Origin of the sequence: Geobacter sp., assembly GCA_009684525.1 — a bacterium.
In the GTDB taxonomy this organism is placed as follows: domain Bacteria; phylum Desulfobacterota; class Desulfuromonadia; order Geobacterales; family DSM-12255; genus Geoanaerobacter.
This window is the reverse complement of record WKKR01000002.1, coordinates 53,530-74,550: the sequence shown is the minus strand read 5'-3', so window position 1 is coordinate 74,550 and position 21,021 is coordinate 53,530. Positions and strand designations below refer to the sequence as shown.

The window sequence follows — 21,021 nt, the reverse complement described above, 5'->3', positions numbered from 1 at the left end:
GGAGGAGGGGATGGACGAACAGGTTCGCGACGAGATTATCCGCTGTGTCGCCGAAAGCCCGCTGAACCGCTTTCCGGACAGTACCGAGCCTTATTTCAGCGCGCCGCTGGTCGGGTTCGCCGCTGCCGACGATCCGCTCTTTGCCGACTACAAGCGGATCATCGGCAGCTTTCACATGACGCCGCATGAGGTGCTGCAGGCCGCCTGCGGCCCGGAGGCCCGCGCCGCCACGGTGATCAGCTGGGTCCTGCCGATCACCCCTGCGACCCGCGCCAGCAACCGGCCGGAAAAGCGTTTCCCGTCCCGCGCCTGGTCGCAGACCCGCACCTTTGGCGAGCAGTGCAACGCCGACCTGCGGAAACGGCTGGTGAGCTGGCTGGAGGCGCAGGGCTACAAGGCCGTGGCGCCCCAACTGGCCCCCTCCTGGCAGGAATTCGCCGAAACGCCGGTCGGCATCGCCTCCACCTGGTCCGAGCGCCATGCCGCCTATGCCGCCGGGCTCGGCACCTTCAGCCTGAACGACGGCCTGATCACCCCCGTTGGCATTGCCCAGCGCTGCGGCAGTGTCGTCACCGACCTCCCTCTGACGCCGACGCCGCGCACCGCTCCCCATTTCCGCCACAACTGTCTCTTTTACCGGGAGGGGACCTGCGGTGCCTGCATCGCCCGCTGCCCGGTCGGGGCGCTGTCGCGGGAGGGGCATGACAAGGATATCTGTCGGGACTACGTCTACAAGACCGTCATCGCCGCGCTCGCCAAGGAGTATGGCGTCACGGCGACAGGCTGCGGCCTCTGCCAGACCGCGGTCCCCTGCGAGGGGCGCATCCCGCCGGGGTCCCGGCGCGACTGAGAGAGCACCCCTTGGGGCTGCTACGAAAGGAGACAGACCATGACCATCACCGGAAAGAACTTCACGGCAGAGGATGCCGGCCCGCTGGAAAACCTGCTGGAGCGGGATTTCATGGGGTTTCACGGCAAGTACTTCATCGGCAAAGAGCTCGGCCTCACTGGCTGCGAGGTCTCGCTCAACCGACTGCCGGCCGGCAAGGGGATGCCGTTCGTCCATAGGCACACGAAGAACGAAGAGCTCTACATCGTGCTGCGTGGCAGCGGAACGTTCCATGTGGACGGCGAGGAGTTCCCGATTAGCGAGGGGAGCCTGATCCGGGTCGCCCCGGAGGGGGAGCGGGCCTGGAAGGCGGGCGCGGAGGACCTCTACTTCATCTGCATCCAGGCCGAGGCGGGCAGCCTCACCCAGGCCACCCTGGAAGACGGGACCAGGCTGCCGGCCAAGGCGTCGTGGATGGTGAAGTAGCGGCGCGGTGTGGCAGTTTGTATGGCAGGACTGACATAGGGCGAGGGGGTCGTACAGTGGTGCTGTCACAGCACCGGTGTACGGCTGAATGAATGGATCGTGCGAATGACATTTACGGTTGCCAACCGGCTGGAGGTGGTGTAAAAGTCCGTAGTAGCTGAGAAAACATCGGAAGAGGTGAAGCAATGGCAACAGGGGGAACACCCCGTTGATTCAGGGCCGCACCGGCCGGCAATGCGCTGGTTGGTGCGGCTTTTTATGTTGCCGCAGACTCCACCAAGGGAACGGATATGTCTCAGGAACCATCAAAGGCGTTTGTCGGGTTTGACCTCACCATCCATATCTTTGCGGTTTCGCTGGCGCTCTCCTCCGGTATCGATTCGTGTGGCCTACCACGTCTGAGTAATGGAATCGGGCGTTACTGCCACGGTAGCGCGTAACCAGTCGAATTTTGACTTGAGCAGGTCGAAATCCGGTCCGGAGGTTATGAAGGCCGCTTTGCCCTTGATGAGGAAGCCGGCGCCGGGACCGTGCAGACCCTGGACCTTGCTGCTCCCCAGGGTGATCAGGACTTCCGGGTTGACGGTGATATTGGCCTCGGTGCGGTGCATGTAGCCGGCGGGGATCAGCAGGCGGCCATCTGCGGCTATGCGGACGTAGCTGTTCCAGGTGTTGACCAGATGCGGCCCGTCCGGGCCCAGCGTGGCGATGGCAACAATGCCGTCCTGTTTCAGTATTTCCAGCAGTTTTTCGGGAATCATCGGTACGACCTCCATGGTGTTGCGTGGTTTTTCAGCCACTATGCGGTGATGGGACGTTTCTATGTTTGTTCTGGACACTAACGACACTGCCCCGTTATATCGGCAGCTCTACCGGCAGATCCGGGAGCATGTGCTCTCGGGGAAGCTGCCTGCCCATACCAAGCTCCCGTCGGTCAGGGATCTGGCAGCCGAGCTGTCGACCAGCCGCAATACCGTCGAAGGGGCCTACCACGAGCTGTACGCGGAAGGGTATATCTATAGCAGGCAGCGCAGCGGCTATTTTGTGTCGGCGTTGGATCATGAAGCCGTCACCCGGAAACCCCGCACAAAACAAGGCCGCCTTCCGCACCCTTCGCCAGCCTACACCTACGATTTCCATCCTGCCCGTCTCGACCCTGCCAGCTTCCCCGCGGCGCTCTGGCGCACCTGCTTCCTGGAGTGCCTGCGCGGGAGCTCCCGCGAGCTGACCGGGTACGGCGATCCCCAGGGGGATTGGGGCTTGCGCCTCACCATCCAGCGCTACCTGGAACGCTCCCGGGGCGTGCTCTGCGAGCCGGATCAGATCGTCATCTGCGCGGGGCTGCAACAGGGCCTGGATATCGTGGCGCACGTGCTGCGGGCAGACCACGCAGCAGTCGCGGTGGAAAATCCCGGTTACCACCTGCCGCGCGCGGTCTTCAGCAACAATGCGTTCCGGGTCGTCCCGATAGCCGTCGGGCCGAGCGGGATCGACCTTGAGATGCTCAGGGCCAGTGACTGTAGCATCGCCTACGTCACCCCTTCCCATCAGCTCCCCCTTGGCTGCGTCATGCCGATTGCCAACCGGCTGAACCTGATCGACTGGGCGGAGTCGGGCAACAGGCTGATCCTCGAAGACGATTACGACAGCGAGCTCCGCTACCACGGTAAACCGATTCCCTCCTTGCAAGGGCTGCGGCCGGACGGCAACATCATCTACCTGGGGACGTTTTCCAAAATTCTGTCCCCGGCACTGCGCCTGAGCTACATGGTGCTGCCCCGTTCGCTGCTTGCCCCGTACCGCGCGCTGTACCGCGATTATTTTTCCACCGTCTCGCTGCTTGAGCAGAAAACCATGGCAAGGTTCATGGAGCAGGGATACTGGGAGCGTCATGTCCGGCGCATGCGCATTGTCTACCAGAAGAAGCACGATGCCCTGCTCGACGCCGTCGCCCAGCATTTCGGCAACAAGGCCACCGTCATCGGACAGGGTGCCGGGCTGCACGTGGTCTTGCAACTGGACGCCAAGAACCCCGGCGAGGCAGAGATACTCCGCAGGGCAGCGAACAACGGGATCAATCTGTTTCCCTTCAGCGCCACCTGCGCCACGGGCGAACCTGCCGCAACCAACCTCATGCTCGGTTTCGGCGGGATGACCGCAGACGGGATAGCGCAGGGTATCAAGCTCTTGTCGGAGCTTTGCTTTTGAAAATGGCCTGCGCTAGTGTGCCGTTATTGAAAGGATAGTGCATTTTTGGCCCCATTGGCAGGTCCAGTTTTGAAAATAATTGTGGGGGCAGATCCCCAGTAATCAGCTCCAACAAGTGACACGACCAATTTGCCCGGAACATCTTGCAAGTTGATATTGGAACTGTTTACTTTAATAGGTGAAAAGTTTAGTGTCGCAAAATTTGCTCGCAGGCATCCAAATTTTTTCTCAGCCTAAAATGAGGACTTTATATGGCTAGGCTATTGACTATATTCCCATGTCAAATAGACGATTGGTGCAATATATGTGGAGGAGTCGGAACAAATCTAATTTCCACAATAATTGAGTTAATTATCGGAGTCATTCTAATAGCGATTGTGGTTTTGATAAAGCAGAGTTCTAAAAAACTCTTTTTTTTAAATGGAGCAAATCATTTTATAGCAATGACCTCACGACTCAATGTTATTGAATCAAAAGATTTCAGAGATCAGCGCAGAAATTTTTACGGCTCAGCAATTCCTGATTATGAAATAGTCGCCTTAAGGAATTTCTCGCGAATTTTCAACTTCGATGATACGTCCCTTCGCGATTTGCCATGGATCAAAAAAATAATGTTTTTAAGATTTCCGACTTTAGCCATTGAGGCCTCGCCAAATAGAGAAATTACAAATGAAAATGATATTCCAAATTCAACAACAATATTTTGCATTGGTTCACCGGGATATAACGCGACTTCTGAATACATTGAAAATTCAGCTAATTTGGCAAGGTTCATAAATGATAACATTGCACTTGAATTAGGCTCACACGTTTCATCGCATAATCCATTTATCATTCAACGAGTTCGAAGAAGTGCAGGTGGATATTATTTCTATATGGCGGGATGCTCTATAGAAGGTACTACTCAAGCAATTAACAACCTCATTCTAAATTGGAAATCGTACAAAAAAAGATTTGGAAAAAGTGATTTTGCAATACTCTTTGAGATCCGTAATGGTTTACCAATCGAAGTCAATGTTCAAGTGCGGTCATAAGATCGACTAGAGCGGGTTGCCACGGGTCAGGGGGCTGGGGGGCTGGGGGGGCTGGGGTCAGGCCTGGGGGCTGGGGTCAGGCCTGCAAAGCTGCAAAAATGTGGTATAAGTAGCTAATGGCACGTAAACCAAGATTGCATATTCCCGGCGCAACCTACCACGCCATACTTCGCGGCAATGCCCGCGACGATATCTTCTTTGAAGATGAAGACCGCTATCGCTTTTATCTGCTCCTGCAAGAGGGGGTGGAGAGGTTCGGGCACCGTATCCATGCGTTCTGCCTGATGACGAACCATGTTCACCTTGCAGTCCAGGTGGGTGAGGTGCCGCTGTCGAAGATCATGCAGAATATCTCGTTCCGCTATACGCGCTGGATCAACTGGCGCAAGAATCGCACCGGCCACCTTTTCCAGGGACGGCACAAGGCTTACCTCGTCGATGCGGACGAATACCTGCTCCAGCTCGTTCGCTATATCCATCTGAACCCCGTTCGTGTCGGGCTGGCAAAGCTGCCGAGTGATTACCGGTGGAGCAGTCATCGTGCTTACATCGGCGAGGAAGTCCTCCCGTGGCTCACCACCGACTGGATTTCCGGACAGTTTGCACCAACGAGCGGCAAGGCTCGGAGAGGCTTTGCCACGTTTGTTGCCGACGGCATGACAGAGGGACATCGGCCTGAATTCCACGGAAATGGCATGATTGACAGCCGTTGCATCGGCGAAGACCGGTTCGTGGAGCAGGCGTTGATGCGTGCGGACACCCATCCCGTGCGAAAGTATTCAGTCCTGGAGTTGATAGCCGCAGTCTGTGAAGTCTATGGGGTTGGCGAAGAACGGATACGATCAAGTGGGATGTTGTCGGCGGAGATTCGCGGTGTGGCGGCGCACGTTGCCCTGGAACTGCCCGGATGTGACCTTGTGAGCTTGGCGCATGAGGTAGGTCGCGACCCTTCGTCATTGAGCTCGGCGGCACGCAGAATCGTCGACCGGGCAAAGCACGACAAGGCGATCAGTAATAAAATAAGCATGTTACGAGGCATAATTGCAGCTTTGCAGGCCTGACCCCAGGTTTTCAGGTACGTGGCAATCCATGAAACGTGGGAAACATGCCTGACCACGCACTCAACCGGTCGCGGGAAAAAACTCCGCACCGGCTAGCTTTCCCATGCAACGCAATCACTATCCCCGCATCAGCGGAAGAAAGAGATCACCATGATATCCCGTCTGCTCATCACCATCCTGCTCCTGCTGCTCACTTCCGGCGGCGCCGTTGCCGCCGTGCCGCCATCTTCGATCAACCTGAGCGTGGAGACCTCTGCGGCAGATCTGGCCGCCATCATCAACAAGTCTCTCCCCACGGCACTCTACAAGGGGCAGGGTCTGCTGGGAACCTCGGTGACGGTGCTCCGCACCGGGCCGGTGGCCGTTTCAGCGTCGGACAATTTCGTCTATTTTACGCTGCCGGTCCAGTTGACCTTCGGCTATTCGTTCTACGAGAGCTATCCGCTCCGGGCGGGGCTCAGGTTCAAGGCCAGGGTCAGCGTCAGGCCGGACTGGCGGCTGAAGACCGAGCTCTACTACACCGGGCTGTCGGACAATCTGGCCGACAAGTTCTCCATCGGGCCGCTCTCCCTCAACCCGAGGAGCGCGGTCGAGAATATCTCGCAGCCGGTGCAGAGGCTGCTGGAGCCGATCATCGATGCCAAGGTCAACGACGCCGTGCAGCTTCGGGCCAAGGTTGCTCCGCTCTGGCAGCAGGCGTTCACCCCGCGGCTGGTAAGCAAGGAATTCAGCGCCTGGCTGCGGCTGACCCCGGAAAAGATCGTCATGAGCCCGCTCTTGGCGATGAACAACCGTATCCGGATGTCCATCGGGCTTATAACCGGTGCGGAGATCACGGTCGGGCCGAAGCCGGCCGACGCCCCGGTGCGGCCGCTGCCGCAGATGCAGGAGCTGTTCGGCTTCGACAAGAGGTTCCATGTCCAGCTCGCCACCGAGATCCATTTTGCCGACCTGGTGACGGCGTTGAACCCGGTGCTGATCGACAAGACCTTCGGCGAGGAGAAGAAGATCACGGTGAAGAGCTTCAACCTGAAGGGGGAGGAGGGGCGGCTGGTCATCGTGCTGACCGCCACCGGAGATTTCGACGGCGAGCTGACGATCCTGGCGAAGCCGGTGTTCAACCCGCAGAGCAATACCCTGACCTTCGAGGATGTCGATTTCGATACCCGCAACGCCGGGATGCTGATCAGCGCCGGGGGCTGGCTGTTCAGCAGCACCATCCGCAGCACCATCAAGGAGAAGCTCGACGCCGCCATCGTGGGGCAGCTGGAGAAGGCGCGCACGAAGATGTGCGGAACGCTGTCGTCCGTGCGCGTGGCCGACCATCTGATGCTGACCGGTGCCGTTACGGCGCTGTCGCTCGGCGAAGCAAAGGTGCAGGATGACCGGCTGTCGGTCGATGTCGTCGCCCAGGGGGAGACGAGCGTCAGGCTGCAGTAATGCAGGCCCGATGGCCGGCGGTCAGACCGATACAGCAGGCAGGAAGCCGAAATGACAAGAAATAATCTTGCCGTGATGATTGAGTGGCTTAGACCCTGTGGCATAGGGCTCGTCATTTTTTTCGCCTTTTTCCCCGACGGGGATGCGATATCGCGATTTCATGTCATTGGACCGTTTGTAGTCATGATCATGTCAGGCACGGTGGCCTTTGAATCCTTGATTCTGGGAGAGGCTGCATCAGAAAAGATTGGTTATGCGCCCGATCGGGCCTATCAAATTCAATCAGGCCTGGCCAATGCGGCTACAGCAGTAACGGCTTTACTCGTATATCTCATGGATTGGGGAAGATATGCCGATGCCACCATCGTTACGGCAATGCTGCTGTTTTTTGCTCTCTCAGCGGCAAATCATGTTGTCACGGCTGTCAGGGGAGGAAACATGAAAACCGTTAACCTGCTCCGTCCAGGCATGACACTGCTATTGATAGGCTTCCTTCTTCCCCTCATGTTCAAAGCGCTGAATCAGTAACGCTCCGCGTACAATCAGGAACCAACAGCTCTTTGGTGAGTGATAAGGAAAGGGAAACCAGTGTCAAGTGAGACCGACAAACAAGCGCTGGAGATCTATTACCGGGAACTCGCACGGCTGGCCGATCATAGCGAGAACCTGACGTGCAATGCCTTTGAGGACATCAAGCTGCTCGGTGGCGTCGGGGCGCTCCTTTCCTGGAAGCCGCTTTTGGGGCAGATCTCCGGAAGCGGCGCGCAAGCCCAGCAGGTCTACCTCCTCCTGGGGTATCTCCTGATCGTGCTGGCTTTGGGCATCATCGGCTATGCCGCCCTCATGAAGCAGTCGGTGGTCCTCTTCTACCTCAGGGAGATCCAGCGCTACGAAGCGGAGATCAGAAGACGCCTGGGCCAGGAGAATGCCGACACGTTCCGGGTCGCGGCCATGTGGCACCAGTGGTCCGAAAAGACGCAACGGCCGCTGGGCAGGCTGTTCTATGGGCACTTCTATCTCGTCATACTGCTCTTCCCGTCGTGCGTCCTGCTGTTCTCGGGGGACCCGGCCCCGAATCCTTCCTCATGCCTCTTGGCGGGCATCTGCTTTGTCGTTTCGGCTGCCGTATGCCTGATGCACTACCGGGCGACCACCGGAATAGTCTACACCCCTGCCAATATAGAGCCCTTGCGTGACGGGGCCGGTCATGGCTCAAGGTCATGACCTCCACGACGTCAACCCTGTCCGAGGTGCTGCCATGAACATGCGAACGATCATCGCCGTTCTGCTCCTGCTGGTAATGACTGCCTGCAGCGCCTACCGCCGGGAATTCGACGCCAATCCCCCCTTTGCCCCCCATTCCGTCCGGAGCTTCGATGTCGAGATCGCCTGGCAGGCGAAACGCAAAGACCACGAGATCCTGGTGGCCGGAATAGTGGCCAACCACCGCATCGGATACCTGCGGGACCTGGAGCTGACGGTCCGCCTGCTCGACGACAAGGGAAAGGTGCTAGCCGGGGAGACGATTACGGACTTCCCGACGTACCTGCCATCGAGGAAGAGCGAGCCGTTCAGCCTGGGGCTCCGCTTCCCGGTCGACAGGACGCCGGCGCGGCTGCGCTTTGGCTACACCTACCGGCTGGTCGAAGAGCCGCCGGCCTTTCGGGGTGGCGACTCCGGGGAGGTCCCGCGCTTCGGCACGTTCGACGCCCCCCTGTGATGGTGCGTCGATGCGGGGCAGGCGGTTGGCATGCTCCGCGGTTGCAGCTGCTGCAATTAGATTTTGCCTCAAGGAGAAATTTGAGGTAACATGCCGGACGTTTTAATGACCCTGCGATTCGCGGCGTTTCAACGATTTCAGTATCGGTAATTTCAATCATAAAGGAGACATGACATGGCCAGTCTCAACAAGGTGATGCTGATCGGCAACCTCGGCAAGGACCCTGAGGTGCGCTACACCACCTCGGGCCAGGCGGTGGCGAGTTTCTCGATTGCCACCAGCGAAAAGTTCAAGAACCGCAACGGCGAGATGGAGGAGCGGACCGAGTGGCACAATGTCGTCCTCTGGGGGCGCCAGGCGGAAATAGCGGGTGAGTATCTTGCCAAGGGGCGCACGGTCTTCATCGAGGGGCGGTTGCAGACCCGGAAATGGCAGGACAAGGAAGGCAGAGACCGCTACACCACCGAGATCGTCGGCGACCGGATGCAGATGCTCGGCGGCAAGGGGGAGGGTGGCTCGGGGCGCCCGGCTGGTGGCCGTCAGGGGGGCGAGTACAATTCGGCACCTGCCTACGACGAGCCGGCTTTCAACCCGGACGACGACATCCCGTTCTAGAGCAGGGTCTTTATAAGTGCAAAAAAGCCGCAACCCATCGGGGATTGCGGCTTTTTTGCGTCTGAAAGCTCCTCAAAGCGGGAAAGCGGTAGCACGAAAAAGTCAGGGCCGTTGCCGGCCCTGTTTCCCATCGCAAAAATATCATCGCACCTGCCGGGCGACTCGGGTCGAGGCGCCCGGCAGTGACTTCATCAGAGGGTTTTGGCCAGTTTGATGAAGTATTTCACGTCGAGCAGATCGACCTTGCCGTCGCCATTCAGGTCATAGCCGGGGTTGCGGGGCGGCTTGTTGATCACCTCGGACAAGAGGATGCCGAGGTCCTTGACGTTTACCATGCCGTCATTGTTGAAGTCGGGGAACGCGGGGTTTACCCTGACCACGTAGGGCCGCATCATCTCGTTGTCCTCATGTTCGAGGATGTGGCAGTGCCAGACATAGAGGCCGGGGATATCGAACGTGGCCTTGATCCGGGTGACCTGTCCGGGCAGGGCAACGACCGTGTCCTTGAAACCGGTTTCCCATGGCTGGGGTGGGGTTGCCTGGGCATTCTCGTCGGCCATCGGCATGACCATACCGGTCATGGGGTCGGTCATGAGAGGCTGCCGGTTCACCACCTCGAACCGCACCAGGTGCAGGTGGATCGGGTGGCCGTCCATGGTCATGTTGAAGATCTCCCATACCTCGGTATCGCCCAGGATCGGGTTTTCGGTGACCGGTGCCATCCAGCGGAGTGGCACCGAGGCTCCGGTGGCGATATTGACCGTCCCGAGGAGGGCTGCCCTGGGGCCGAACGGCTCGCCGCCCGCAGTGGCACAGGCGGTCTCGAACAGTGCGGGATTCGCCGGGTCAAAGGGTATGCCGGGGATGGCAACGACACTGCCGTCCGGCACGGTCTGCACGCAGACCTGACCGGATACCTCTTCGTTGAGCGAGACCTTGCGGGTCTGTGCAACAGGACCGGCAAGCCTGGCTTCCGCGGGCAGGACGAGATTGGCCGGCGCTGTGGCCAGCAGGTCACCGGGGCGGACCAAGCCCGCGTTCAGCACAAACTCCATAACCTGGCCGGTGGTATCGGGGTCTGCCAGGTCGCCAGGATCGATGGGGAAGCCGCCGAAGGGGAAATCCGGGGCGGTGTTGAGCATCCTCACCCTGACGGTTCCAGCCGGGAGTCGGGAGAAGTCGACAAGCACGTCAGCCCGCTCCGCAAGCCCCATCAACAGGGCAGGGGAGACGCCGGGGGCCGGGTAGGTTGCGGGAAGCGGCGGTTCGGAGGCACCTGGGGTCAGCGCGATCTGCTGGCCGGTCACAATCCTGACTACCTGAGGTAGAAAGCCCTGCTCGGCTCCGATCAGATAGAGCGGCACTTCGCCGAGGCTGTTGCCGCCGGCATCCAGCGCCACCAGGCTCAGGTTGAGGAAGCGGGCGTTGCTGCCGTTCAGGAGCCGGAAACGATAGAGCGCGGGTGCCACGTCCAGCTTCGGCCAGGTGCTGCCGTTGACCACCATGGTGTTGAAGAAGGCCTCCGGGTTCCAGATGGAGGATATGTCGCTCGGATTCATCATGTCGCCGATGAAGGGGATGTCGAGGAACGGCACCGTCGTCGGCTTGTTCAATCCCTCAAAGAAGGCCCGGTTGTCGGGGTAGAAGAGCGAACCGTCCGCGTTGAAGGAACGGTCCTGGATGACGATCGGGATCTCCCGGATCAGGGCCCTGGCAGTGGCGTCGAAATTGGGATCGCCTTTGCCGCTCCGCGGAGCCGGGCCTGGCAGCTTGCCGTCGTTTGCAAGAGCTGTCGACGCGTCATCGATGGCTGCATCGCCGTTTGCGCCGCCCCGGATGAGCCAGAAACCGGCTGGGCCGGCATAGACGTTGGCCCGGGTCATGCCGAGGGCATGGTCGTGGTACCAGAGGGTGGTTGCGGGCTGGGTGTTCTCGTAGGCATAGAAGGCAGAGCCTGCCACGTTGTTGAGGCGGTTATACTGGTCGAAGAGCGACCCTTTCCTGGCATAGCCGGCCGGGATATTCTTCGCTGCCGGCAGCCACCATGCCTCGGGGTAGCCGTCGCTCTCCGGGTTCACGTGGGAACCATGGACATGGGTGACGAGCGGAACCGGGCCGGTGTAGGGGGCCGGGTTCATGGTCATGCAGTCGGTATGGTTGGTGCCGTCTGAACAGCCGGTTGCGGCCGGGTTGGCCCAATGCAGGGTCTGGTCGATCGAGAACAGGTGGGGGAGATAGTTCCCCTTGGCGTCCTTCAGGTCGTTGATCCAGCGGACGCTGGTCAGTTTCCCCGAGATGTTTTCCACGGTGAAGGCTGGGTAGTTGAAACTGGAGTTGCGTGCCGGGGCCACCCCTCGCGCACCGCCGGCAATTCCCGATGAATCGGGAAACGGGTCTTCCGCCCGGCCGTAGCTCCAGATGGTCGTTGCCTGGAAGGTGTCGTTCCTTCCGTTAATGGCGTTCCATATGCCGCCGGGCAGGATCTGTTGCTTGAACTGCCTGACCGCGATGTTGTAATCCGCTTTCGGGAAGCCGGGTTGCTTGGCGCTCTTCGGCATCTCCGGCGGTATGACGAGTGGGGTTACGTATTTGGGAATGGTTAGGGGATCGAGGGTACCGCCGGGAAGCGGGACCGCAAAAGCTCCCGTTGCCAGCAACGATACCGCCACCAGGGACCAAAGGCCGGTTCGCAAGGCCTTGGAAAATATTGATAATGGCCGGTTCATACATACCTCCTTATTACCCTCTGAGAACGCATCCGCTCACGTCTCTCTGTTGTATGCTCTCCTCTGGAACTCTTATCCTGCCCTCCTTGTGCTGTCGATCCCGGAAAAGGCAAAGCCGGGTTGCATCAGGATAGACATCCCTTCGCAACCCGGCTTTCTCCGTAGTGAAGATCCGTGGCTTTCCGTCCCACCCTCACGGGTGGTTTGGCCTTGAGGCAATGATTTCAACGTGCTGTCAAAGATGCTCTCGAGCAGATGAAGAAACTGGGCTGATTGTATTGCTTACTCATATTTCGTGCCATTGCCGGCAATTCTCATGAGAGACAAGACAGATGGGGTGTTGGAGGAGAGAAGCGGGTGGTGAGAGGGGAGGAAAGGGGTGCAAATATTTTGCAGGCCGGAGGGCACAAGCGGTCGGATCGGCTTTAACAGCTGATCCGCAGCCAGTTAGGGATTTGACGACAGTAAAAAAGTTGCACCCTTTTTCCGTTCAGATGGGATCGGCTTCCCTCCCTTGGCCGGACCGGTCTGAATCGGGTGGCCAGGGGAGGGGTGCTCACGTCATTTTTTCCCGGCTTGCGCAGCCAGGTTGCCTGAACTGCATCGTGCCGCAATGTCGGCCACGATCTCGCCGAATGCCTTGGCAGCGGGCGAGTCGGGCTGATGCTCCACAAAGGGTGTTCCCTGGTCGCCGGCACTGACCATGGCCGGGTCCAGCGGGATTCGCCCAAGGAACGGGACGTTCATCTCGTCCGACATCTGGCTGCCGCCGCCGCGCTTGAAGATATCGACCTCGCCGCCGCAGTGGGGGCAGACAAAGCCGCTCATGTTTTCGACCACTCCGATGACCGGCAGTTGCAGCTGCCGGCAGAAGGTGACCGATTTGCGCACGTCGGTCAGGGCCACATCCTGGGGGGTGGTGACGATGATGGCCCCTTCGGCCTTCTCCAGGAGCTGGATCACCGAGAGGGGCTCGTCGCCGGTCCCCGGCGGGCAGTCGACGATGAGATAGTCCAGGTCGCCCCACGAAACATTGGTCAAAAACTGCTTGATCACGCCATGCTTGGCCGGGCCGCGCCAGATTACCGCTTCGGCCTGGTCGCGAAGCAGAAGCCCCACGGACATGACCGAGAGGTTCGGACTATAGGCGACCGGTTCGATGCGGTCAGCGGCCGCGGTCGGGTATCGGCCTTCGATGCCGAGGAGGGTCGGGATGCTCGGTCCGTGGAGGTCGACATCGAGAAGCCCCGTCTTCTTCCCCTGGAGCGAGAGTGCCACTGCCAGGTTGGCGGCTACGGAACTCTTCCCCACGCCCCCCTTGCCGGAGAGGACCACGATCTTGTGTGTGATCTTGTGAAGTGCTTCCTGGAGTTCGAGCTGCTCTTTGAGCCGGTAGAGTTCGTCGTTCTGCCCGCCGCCGCACGATTTATGTGCCGTCTGTTCATTCTGATGCATGCCGTTCACCCTGTTCCTCCTCTGATACGTGTTGTTTGTTTACCGTGGCTGTCTTCCGAAAGCTGCGAGTCTCTCCTTCAGTGCGGAGATGGTCCCCTTCATGCCGATAATCTTCCGTCTCAGAAAGGTCGGCTCAGCTGTTGCGTCTCCCCCCAGACCATCCCGCAAGGGGTTGCACAATTTTTTCCGAGAACGTTCGAGTCTCTTGCCCTTGCCCTGACCAGTCTTGCAACCCGGAGCGCCGGCTCCGGAGCACAATCCTCTTTGCCCTCCCGACCGCGGTCCCAGACCTTGCGGTCCTGTTCTGTCTCCTGAAGGCATACTCCTTCTCCTTTCCGTTGCCCGCTTTCAGGGCTGGCAACTGAGCAGTTTGCTCCTCCCGGTGCGAGAATGGCTCAGGGTGACCCGGGAAAAGACCTTTCTGTACGGCTCGACCCCGCCTGTGACGAATTCGCGGGCATCCTGCGCCCCCATGGAAAGCATCCGCACGTAAAAAAGGAGCTTGATGACCGGATGCCGGGGAACCTCGTGCTCCATGAGCAGCACGTAACCGTCGCTGCGCACTACCCGCTTCATCTCCTGCAGGGCGAGCTGTCGGGTCTCCCCCTTCAGTTCGTAGAGGGCATGGGAGCAGGTTACCGCATCGAAACTGTCAGCGGGAAAAGGGAGCAGTGCGGCATCGCCTTCCACGAAAAGGACCCGGCCCGTGACGTTTTTCTCCGCAGCCCTTTGCAGCATGCCGTGGGAAAAATCGTAGCCGATCGCCACAGACTGCGGGCAGCGCTCCTTGAAGGTCAGGATCACCGAACCCGTGCCGCAGCAGATATCCAGAATCCGGGGCATCGTCTTCTGTTCCAGATGCGCTGCGGCGACCAGGAAATCCCTGGTGTCGTCCTCGTCCTGGCGCGAATGAAGCCGGATAAAGGCGTCGTAATACCGGGAAAAGATATCGTAATACCTGCGTCGTCCCGTTCTGAGCTGCGTCATGGATAACCTCTCTTGCCTGACCTGGAGCCGCGAGAACCCGGGGGACGGATCAGGCCTTGGCCTGCCGCAGCACGTTCATCCGCCGGTCGGCCTCAAGGATGATCCCGTCCGCGGTCCGGTGCTGCGCAAGAAACGCCCGGACTTCACTCGCAAACGACTCCGGTTGCTGTTGGTAGTCGGGGAGCAGGCTGGCGAAAAAATCCTCGTCGTCCATGAAGCTGAACAGGGTACGAAACAGCACCGTCTCCCCCACGGTCCACCCTTCGAGTGTGTGCATGGCGCGGATGGCCGCCTCCCTGGCGGGCCGTTCGTCGCCGCTTCCCGCACCGAAACGCTCCTTTGCCTCGGTGAACGAACCGCCGTCCCCCGGTTCGAGCACCATGATCACTCCTCCCGGCTTCAGAAGCGCTGCTGCCTTGGCCAGGCTGGCGGACATCCCGTCGATGGGCACATGGTGGAAGGAGAGAGTGTAGATGACTAGGTCAAAGGTCCCGGCAGGGAGGTCCGGCAGACCGTCGGGCGCCAGTACGAACTCCACGTTGTCCGCCGTAATGGCAGCCCGCGCCACGTCCAGTGCAGCCCCATCCGGATCAGTGGCAATCACCCTGGCGGCATGCTGCGCCAGGTCCCGCGTGATCCTCCCCTTGCCGCATCCCACTTCGAGGAGTTCCTTGCCCCGCACCTCGGCCTGGGAAAGAATCGTCGCGATGTACTGATTGGTAGGGTCCTGTATCACCTGCAGCCTCCTTTAGCGATCGTGGTGCCTGTGGCCATTCCGTACGGCATACGGCCAGATCTGCATGCCGCCATCCATGAATTTCACATTGGTAAAGCCCCCCGATTCCAGGATCTTCTGTGCCTCGTAACCGCGCAGGCTGATCTTGCAGAAGGTGACGATCTCCTTGTCTTTCGGCAGGCCTTCCATTTTTTCCCGCAGCATTCCCAGCGGGATCAGTTTGGCCTCGGCAATGTCGACTTCGACATGTTCCGCGGGGGAGCGGACGTCGAGCAGGATGAAGTCGTCGCCCTCATCGAGCTTTTTCTTGACCTGCATGGGCGTGATGCCGCGTGCCTGGCCATTCAGCTTGTTTTTCAGGATGTCGGCCGCAACGATGAGATTGTCCATGGCTGCCGAGTAGGGTGGGGCATAGGCCAGGTCGAGCTGCGAGAGCTGTTCGGCAGTGGCCTTGAAGGTAATCGCCGCGGCAGCCGCATCCAGGCGCTTGTCCACGGCCCCTTCGCCGACTGCCTGGAGGCCGAGAATCCTGCCGGTCCCCTGTTCTGCCACGATCTTCAAGGCGATCGGTTTGGCGCCGGGGAAGAAATGGGCCTTGTCTGAGGCAGGGGAGAGTACCGTCTCCACCCGGTATCCGTTGGCCCTGGCCTCGGCTTCGGTAAGGCCGGTCTTGCCGGCATTGATGCTGAACACCTTGAGGATGCTCGTGCCGATGATGCCGGCAAACGACGCATCTCCGCCTGCGGCATTTGTCCCCGCGACCCGGCCCTGCTTGTTGGCCGTACTGCCGAGCGGGACATAGACCTTCTGCCCGGTAACCAGATGGTTTGTTTCGCAGCAGTCGCCGCAGGCGTAAATGTGCGGGTCGCTGGTGCACATCCGTGCATCGACGGCGATGGCGCCTGTAACGCCGATCTCCAGACCGGCGTCCCTGGCCAGGCCCACATTCGGCGTCACCCCCGGTGCAAGGACGACCAGATCGGCTGCCAGCTCCTTTTCGCCAACGCGGACCGTTTCAACTGCGGTTGTCCCGCCAATGCCGGTTACCCTGCTCCCCGTCAGGACCGTGACCCCCTGCTGCCTGACCTGTTTTTCGACGATCGCGGCCATTTCCGGGTCCAGCACTCCCGGCAGGAGCTGATCGCGCATTTCGACGATCGTAACCCGCATCCCCTTTTGCTGCAGGGCTTCCGCGGTTTCCAGCCCGATCAGCCCGCCGCCGACGATGCAGGCCGACATGCCCGGAACAGCCTTTTCCTTCAACAGTTCGGCGTCTTCGATCGACTTGACGGTCAGGATGTTGGGGAGATCGACGTTGTCGATGGCCGGAACAAAGGGTGAGCTCCCCGTTGCCAGGATCAGCCGGTCATAGGGAAGCGAAAAACTTCGGGACGAGGCCGTTTCGAGGAGGTGCACGACGTTGGCCTCCCGGTCGATCCCGGTGACCTCGGTTGTGGTCATGACCGTCACCCCTTTCACCTTCTTGAAGAAAAGGGCGTCCCGGATCACCCCCACCGGTGTGCTCATCAACTCGTGCACGTCGGCAACGGTGTCGGAGACGTAATAGGGTATGCCGCAGGCTCCATAGGAGATGAAATTCCCCCGGTCGACAAGGGTTACGTCCGCCTGGGGATTGGTCCGTTTTGCCTTGGATGCTGCCTTTGCCCCTGCGGCATTCGCGCCGATAACGACAATCTTCATCTTCACGCACTGACTCCTTTTTTGTATCTGTCAAGATTTCCACGCAGACTGCGGGCTGGTTCCCTTTCGGGTCGAGCCGGACCGCTGTCGCGATTCCCCGCCGAAACGGCTGGGGCAGTGCGGCAGCGCCCGATCTGTCCTCTGTTACGAATGATCGATGCAGACCATCCTGATGTTGCTCATCTCTTCCATGGCATAGCGGACCCCCTCGCGACCGAGCCCGCTTTCCTTGACCCCGCCGTAGGGCATCTGGTCGACCCGGAAGGTCGGCACGTCGTTGATGATGACCCCTCCCATGTGCAGCTGCCTGACGGCGCGAAACGCCTTGCCGATATCCTTGGTGAAGACCCCGGCCTGCAGGCCGAACAGGGAGTCGTTGGCCATGGCCAGGGCCTCGTCGAAGTCATCGAAGGGCATGAGCGAAACCACCGGCGCGAACGCCTCGGCGCAGATCACCTTCATCTCCCTGGTCACGCCGCTCAATACGGACGGCAAAAGGCAGTTGCCCACGGTTTCGCCGCCGGTCTCCACCCGCGCCCCTGCCGACCGGGCCTCGTCGATCCATGCCAGGGTCCGCTCCCGTTCGGCGCGGGAGATCATCGGCCCCACATCTGTGCCGGGATCGAGGGGGTCGCCTACCCTCAGCCTGCGGACTGCGGCAACGAAGCGCTCAAGAAACGCCCCGTAGACGGAGCGATGGAGGTAGATCCGCTGGACCGAGACGCATATCTGCCCGGAGTTGGCGAAACTGCCGTAGACACAGCGGCTCACGGCGAAATCGAGGTCGGCATCCGCGTCGATGATGGTGGGGGAGCTGGCGCCGAGCTCCAGGGCTACCCGCTTGAGCCCGGCACGGGCGCTGATCTTCCTGCCGACCGCAGGACTGCCGGTGAACGAGATCATGGCCAGGCGGTCGTCCGTCACCAGGGCCTCGCCCACCTCTGCCCCGCCAATGACCACGCTGAGTGCCCCTTCGGGGATGCCGGCCTCCACCAGCAGTTCGGCGAGCTTGATGGCAGACAGGGGGGTCTTGGGTGCCGGCTTCAGGACGACCGTGTTGCCGGCGGCAAGGGCAGGGGCGACCTTGTGGGCCACCAGGTTGAAGGGGAAATTGAAGGGGGAGATCGCGCCGATGACACCGACGGGGGTGCGCAGGTAATAGCCGAACCGGCCCGCGGAGACGGGAGAGGCGTCCATGGGGACCAGTTCGCCCTGGGGCGCCCGTGCTTCGTGGGCGGCGAACGCGAAGGTTTCGGCGGTCCGGTCCGCCTCTGTCAGGGCGTATTTCCAGGCTTTGCCCGCTTCCCTGGCGATGATCCCGGCGATCTCGTCCCGGTCGCGGCGGATCAGGCCCGCGGTCCGCTCCAGGATATCGGCCCGTTTGCAGGCCGGCAGGCCGGCCATGACTGCCAACGCCTGCTTCGCCCCCCTGATGGCCCGGTCGATCTCATCCTTGCCGACCATTGGCACGATCCCCACGACGGTGTCGTCAAAGGGGTTGATGACCTCGGTGCCGGGAAGATGATCCCCGACCCATTCCCCGGCAATCAGCGTTCTGTAGCGCTTGATCACGGCTATTCCCTTCCTCTGCCGAAATGGCTGCAGCCCGTGCACTGTGACCCTTTGTCCGCTGCCAAGAAGCGCAGACGGGCAGAGAGTGCCCATGGGCAAATTATGTGCATATGCACAGTTGAACATTTTTAATATCTAATGTCAAGGGGTTTTAACTCTGATTTCCGGAACTTGTACGGGTGGAGAAGGGTCGGGAGGGTCAAGATGTCCTAACGATCCGGATTGGCGATCAATGTTCAGAACCGGTAGCCGATCCCCCCCATGATGACGTCCGTGTCCCGGTCGTAGTTGGTGATGATGCGGTTCCACGAGGTGCGCAGGCTCCAGTGCGGGTGGAATCGGTAACTCCCGGTCAGGGTTGCGATGGCGGAGATCTTTCCGTCGTCGCCCTGATTTTTGTCGGATCGCTCATCCACGGCGAGATAGGCGCCGCATCCGGCACCGAGCGCTACGGAATCGTCCAGGAAGGCCTTGACGGCCCAGAACTGGCTGACCAGACCGCCCCGCCGGATCAGGCGGGTGTCGCCTTCGTAGAGCCAGGCGACCGTCCAGTCCAGATAGCGCAAGAGCCCTCGCCGATATTCGATGCTGAGCGCGGTCGAACGTTCCGAAGCAAAGCTGTTGGTGATGGTCCGGCCGGCAAACAGGGTGATCTCGTTCTCCGTGGTCTTCTCATCGGAGGGCCTGGAGGAAAGCTGTGCCGTGGCCGATGCGGGTTCACCCAGCTGATAGCCGATCCCGGCCAGGGCCGACACGGTATCGATGCTGCCGAAGGCCTTGACCCAGTTGGTGCGCAGCTGGAACTGCCAGCGGGTTTCGGTCTTCCAGATCGCCGCCAGGCTGGCAATCGCGCCGAAGCCGTGCTCGTTGGTGTAGGAGCCGTCGTTCGCCGAGGGGGTCGTCGTGTCGAAATAGTGATAGGGGCCGATCCCTGCGGAGACCGACAGCCGCCGCTCCAAAAGGTCCGTCTGTGCCCAGAGCTGGAGAGCATTGCCGTCGCGGTGATGGTTGGGCACATGCCCCTCGTTGAGATAGGAAAGGCTCGCCGCCACGTGCTTGGCGAAATCCTGCCGGTATTCCAGCTGCCAGGAGTAGGAGGTGTCGGTCCTCTCCGTGCCGACGGTCTCCATCGTCCCCCCCAGGCCGAAGAACTCGTCGGCGTCGGCAGGGGCGGCGGAAATCAGCAGGCAGGCGAAAAGAGCGGTCCATTTCATGGGGTATTCTCCTGTACAGTCATCGTCGAACAGCCGCACTGTCGGCGCTCGGATCGCTCCGGTGCAGGCGACGGACCTGCATCAAGTCTGATGGATAGGGCATGAAGAAGCAAAGTCATGCCATTGTCCCTATGGTGGAGCGGAAGCGCGACAGGGAGAGCGCAAACAGGACCGCGCCGATCAGGACGAGGGAGACAAACTGCGGCCAGACAACGGCGAGCCCTGCACCGCGGTAGAGGATGGCCTGGGCCAGCATGACGAAATGGGTGTTGGGCGCTGCTAGCATGATCCACTGCACGACATCGGGCATGCTTTCGCGGGGGGTGGTACTGCCCGAGAGGATCTCCAGCGGCAGCAGCACCAGCATCATCAGCAGGCCGAACTGGGGCATGGAGCGGGCGACGGTGCCGAGGAAGATACCGAGCGACGTGGTGGCGAACAGGTGCAGGGCGGTGCCGACCAGAAAGAGGGGGATGGAACCCTCGATCGGTACCCTGAGCAACCCCTGGACAACCAGGGTAAGCGAGCAGGCGGTGGTCGTCAGCACCACCAGCGCCATGGCCCAGACCTTGCCAGTCATGATTTCAAAGGGGGTCACCGGCATCACCAGCAGGTGCTCCACCGTGCCGTGCTCCCGTTCACGGATCAGCGCGGCTCCGGTCAGGATGATGGAGAGCATGGTGACGCTGTTGATGACCTGCATGACCGAGCCGAACCAGAATTGGTTCAACTCCGGGTTGAAGCGTGCCCGCAGGTTCAGATCGACGGTTGCGGCGGTGTTTGCCCGATAGCCCTGCAGAAAGGAGCTGATTTCGGTGTTGACGATGGACTGGATGTAACCGCTGCCGGTGAACGCCTGGCTCATCCGGGTTGCGTCCACGTTGAGCTGGACAATGGGCGAACGTCCGGCCAGGACGTCGCGCTGAAAGTTCGGGGGGATATCGATGGCAAAGGTGTCGAGACCGGCATCCATGCGGGAATCCATCTCGTTCCGCGTGATCATGGCCGGCGTGGTGAAATGCGGGGGGATAAAGGCGTCGGCGATGCGCGCCGAGAGTTGGGAACGGTCCTCGTCGATAATGGCGATCGGCGCCCGGTGCAGGGTTTCCGGCATGGCCCTGGCGGCCGAATAGACCTCGAAGCTGAAGGCGTAGACGATCAGCGCCAGCAATATGGGGTCGCGCAGCAGGCTGCGCAGTTCCTTGATGCCGAGATGGAGGATGTTGGCGCTACGCAT

At 60.4% G+C, this 21,021-nt stretch carries 19 protein-coding genes and 1 riboswitch; of the genes, 10 read left to right on the top strand and 9 right to left on the bottom strand.

What is annotated here, in order from left to right:
• Positions 1-10: 10 nt before the first annotated feature.
• Together GJT30_06635 and GJT30_06630 are read left to right on the top strand one after the other, a co-directional pair.
• Positions 11-850, top strand: coding sequence for an epoxyqueuosine reductase (locus GJT30_06635; protein ID MSM39280.1), 840 nt, complete (start codon positions 11-13; stop codon positions 848-850).
• 39 nt (positions 851-889) lie between these two features.
• Entirely contained in the window at positions 890-1,315 is a 426-nt protein-coding gene (locus GJT30_06630) for a cupin domain-containing protein (GenBank protein ID MSM39279.1), read from the top strand.
• Between the two features lie 389 nt (positions 1,316-1,704).
• Here GJT30_06630 and GJT30_06625 read toward each other — a convergent pair whose 3' ends face one another.
• Complete coding sequence (locus GJT30_06625) at positions 1,705-2,076, bottom strand: FMN-binding protein (protein ID MSM39278.1); 372 nt, start codon at positions 2,074-2,076, stop codon at positions 1,705-1,707.
• A gap of 61 nt (positions 2,077-2,137) precedes the next feature.
• On the opposite strand from GJT30_06625, the gene GJT30_06620 reads away from it, so the two are divergent.
• From GJT30_06620 to ssb, 8 genes are all read left to right on the top strand, one after another.
• Positions 2,138-3,523, top strand: coding sequence for an aminotransferase class I/II-fold pyridoxal phosphate-dependent enzyme (locus GJT30_06620; protein MSM39277.1), 1,386 nt, complete (start codon positions 2,138-2,140; stop codon positions 3,521-3,523).
• A gap of 251 nt (positions 3,524-3,774) precedes the next feature.
• Positions 3,775-4,557: a hypothetical protein gene (locus GJT30_06615; GenBank protein ID MSM39276.1), complete on the top strand. Its 783-nt coding sequence runs from the start codon at positions 3,775-3,777 to the stop codon at positions 4,555-4,557.
• 116 nt (positions 4,558-4,673) lie between these two features.
• Positions 4,674-5,618 carry a transposase gene (locus tag GJT30_06610; protein ID MSM39275.1) on the top strand — a complete coding sequence of 315 codons (945 nt, stop codon included), beginning with the start codon at positions 4,674-4,676 and terminating at the stop codon, positions 5,616-5,618.
• A gap of 150 nt (positions 5,619-5,768) precedes the next feature.
• Positions 5,769-7,058 carry a DUF4403 family protein gene (locus tag GJT30_06605; protein ID MSM39274.1) on the top strand — a complete coding sequence of 430 codons (1,290 nt, stop codon included), beginning with the start codon at positions 5,769-5,771 and terminating at the stop codon, positions 7,056-7,058.
• 51 nt (positions 7,059-7,109) lie between these two features.
• A complete protein-coding gene (locus GJT30_06600) occupies positions 7,110-7,586 on the top strand; it encodes a hypothetical protein (protein ID MSM39273.1) in 477 nt (158 codons plus the stop codon).
• A gap of 60 nt (positions 7,587-7,646) precedes the next feature.
• Entirely contained in the window at positions 7,647-8,282 is a 636-nt protein-coding gene (locus tag GJT30_06595; protein MSM39272.1) for a hypothetical protein, read from the top strand.
• Between the two features lie 34 nt (positions 8,283-8,316).
• Positions 8,317-8,778, top strand: coding sequence for a hypothetical protein (locus tag GJT30_06590; protein MSM39271.1), 462 nt, complete (start codon positions 8,317-8,319; stop codon positions 8,776-8,778).
• A gap of 174 nt (positions 8,779-8,952) precedes the next feature.
• Positions 8,953-9,393, top strand: a complete 441-nt coding sequence (gene ssb, locus GJT30_06585) for a single-stranded DNA-binding protein (GenBank protein MSM39270.1) — start codon at positions 8,953-8,955, stop codon at positions 9,391-9,393.
• Positions 9,394-9,584: 191 nt separating this feature from the next.
• On the opposite strand, the gene GJT30_06580 is transcribed toward ssb, so the two are convergent.
• The 8 genes from GJT30_06580 to GJT30_06545 form a co-directional block, all read right to left on the bottom strand.
• Entirely contained in the window at positions 9,585-12,119 is a 2,535-nt protein-coding gene (locus GJT30_06580; protein MSM39269.1) for a multicopper oxidase domain-containing protein, read from the bottom strand.
• A 140-nt stretch (positions 12,120-12,259) separates the two neighbouring features.
• Positions 12,260-12,338, bottom strand: a riboswitch (cyclic di-GMP riboswitch).
• A 342-nt stretch (positions 12,339-12,680) separates the two neighbouring features.
• A complete protein-coding gene (locus GJT30_06575; GenBank protein MSM39268.1) occupies positions 12,681-13,574 on the bottom strand; it encodes a P-loop NTPase in 894 nt (297 codons plus the stop codon).
• Between the two features lie 348 nt (positions 13,575-13,922).
• Entirely contained in the window at positions 13,923-14,561 is a 639-nt protein-coding gene (locus GJT30_06570; protein ID MSM39267.1) for a methyltransferase domain-containing protein, read from the bottom strand.
• Positions 14,562-14,610: 49 nt separating this feature from the next.
• Positions 14,611-15,297, bottom strand: a complete 687-nt coding sequence (locus GJT30_06565) for a methyltransferase domain-containing protein (protein ID MSM39266.1) — start codon at positions 15,295-15,297, stop codon at positions 14,611-14,613.
• A 12-nt stretch (positions 15,298-15,309) separates the two neighbouring features.
• A complete protein-coding gene (locus tag GJT30_06560; GenBank protein MSM39265.1) occupies positions 15,310-17,004 on the bottom strand; it encodes an NAD(P)-binding protein in 1,695 nt (564 codons plus the stop codon).
• Between the two features lie 138 nt (positions 17,005-17,142).
• Positions 17,143-18,570 carry an aldehyde dehydrogenase family protein gene (locus tag GJT30_06555; protein MSM39264.1) on the bottom strand — a complete coding sequence of 476 codons (1,428 nt, stop codon included), beginning with the start codon at positions 18,568-18,570 and terminating at the stop codon, positions 17,143-17,145.
• A gap of 236 nt (positions 18,571-18,806) precedes the next feature.
• Positions 18,807-19,784, bottom strand: coding sequence for a hypothetical protein (locus GJT30_06550; GenBank protein MSM39263.1), 978 nt, complete (start codon positions 19,782-19,784; stop codon positions 18,807-18,809).
• A gap of 115 nt (positions 19,785-19,899) precedes the next feature.
• Positions 19,900-21,021: an ABC transporter permease subunit gene (locus GJT30_06545; protein ID MSM39262.1), complete on the bottom strand. Its 1,122-nt coding sequence runs from the start codon at positions 21,019-21,021 to the stop codon at positions 19,900-19,902.

Coding starts and splice junctions, on each gene's coding strand:
- GJT30_06635 (MSM39280.1), top strand. CDS start 11: ATGGACGAACAGGTTCGCGACGAGATTATCCGCTGTGTCGCCGAAAGC.
- GJT30_06630 (MSM39279.1), top strand. CDS start 890: ATGACCATCACCGGAAAGAACTTCACGGCAGAGGATGCCGGCCCGCTG.
- GJT30_06625 (MSM39278.1), bottom strand. CDS start 2,076: ATGATTCCCGAAAAACTGCTGGAAATACTGAAACAGGACGGCATTGTT.
- GJT30_06620 (MSM39277.1), top strand. CDS start 2,138: ATGTTTGTTCTGGACACTAACGACACTGCCCCGTTATATCGGCAGCTC.
- GJT30_06615 (MSM39276.1), top strand. CDS start 3,775: ATGGCTAGGCTATTGACTATATTCCCATGTCAAATAGACGATTGGTGC.
- GJT30_06610 (MSM39275.1), top strand. CDS start 4,674: ATGGCACGTAAACCAAGATTGCATATTCCCGGCGCAACCTACCACGCC.
- GJT30_06605 (MSM39274.1), top strand. CDS start 5,769: ATGATATCCCGTCTGCTCATCACCATCCTGCTCCTGCTGCTCACTTCC.
- GJT30_06600 (MSM39273.1), top strand. CDS start 7,110: ATGACAAGAAATAATCTTGCCGTGATGATTGAGTGGCTTAGACCCTGT.
- GJT30_06590 (MSM39271.1), top strand. CDS start 8,317: ATGAACATGCGAACGATCATCGCCGTTCTGCTCCTGCTGGTAATGACT.
- ssb (MSM39270.1), top strand. CDS start 8,953: ATGGCCAGTCTCAACAAGGTGATGCTGATCGGCAACCTCGGCAAGGAC.
- GJT30_06580 (MSM39269.1), bottom strand. CDS start 12,119: ATGAACCGGCCATTATCAATATTTTCCAAGGCCTTGCGAACCGGCCTT.
- GJT30_06575 (MSM39268.1), bottom strand. CDS start 13,574: ATGCATCAGAATGAACAGACGGCACATAAATCGTGCGGCGGCGGGCAG.
- GJT30_06570 (MSM39267.1), bottom strand. CDS start 14,561: ATGACGCAGCTCAGAACGGGACGACGCAGGTATTACGATATCTTTTCC.
- GJT30_06550 (MSM39263.1), bottom strand. CDS start 19,784: ATGAAATGGACCGCTCTTTTCGCCTGCCTGCTGATTTCCGCCGCCCCT.
- GJT30_06545 (MSM39262.1), bottom strand. CDS start 21,021: ATGCGTAGCGCCAACATCCTCCATCTCGGCATCAAGGAACTGCGCAGC.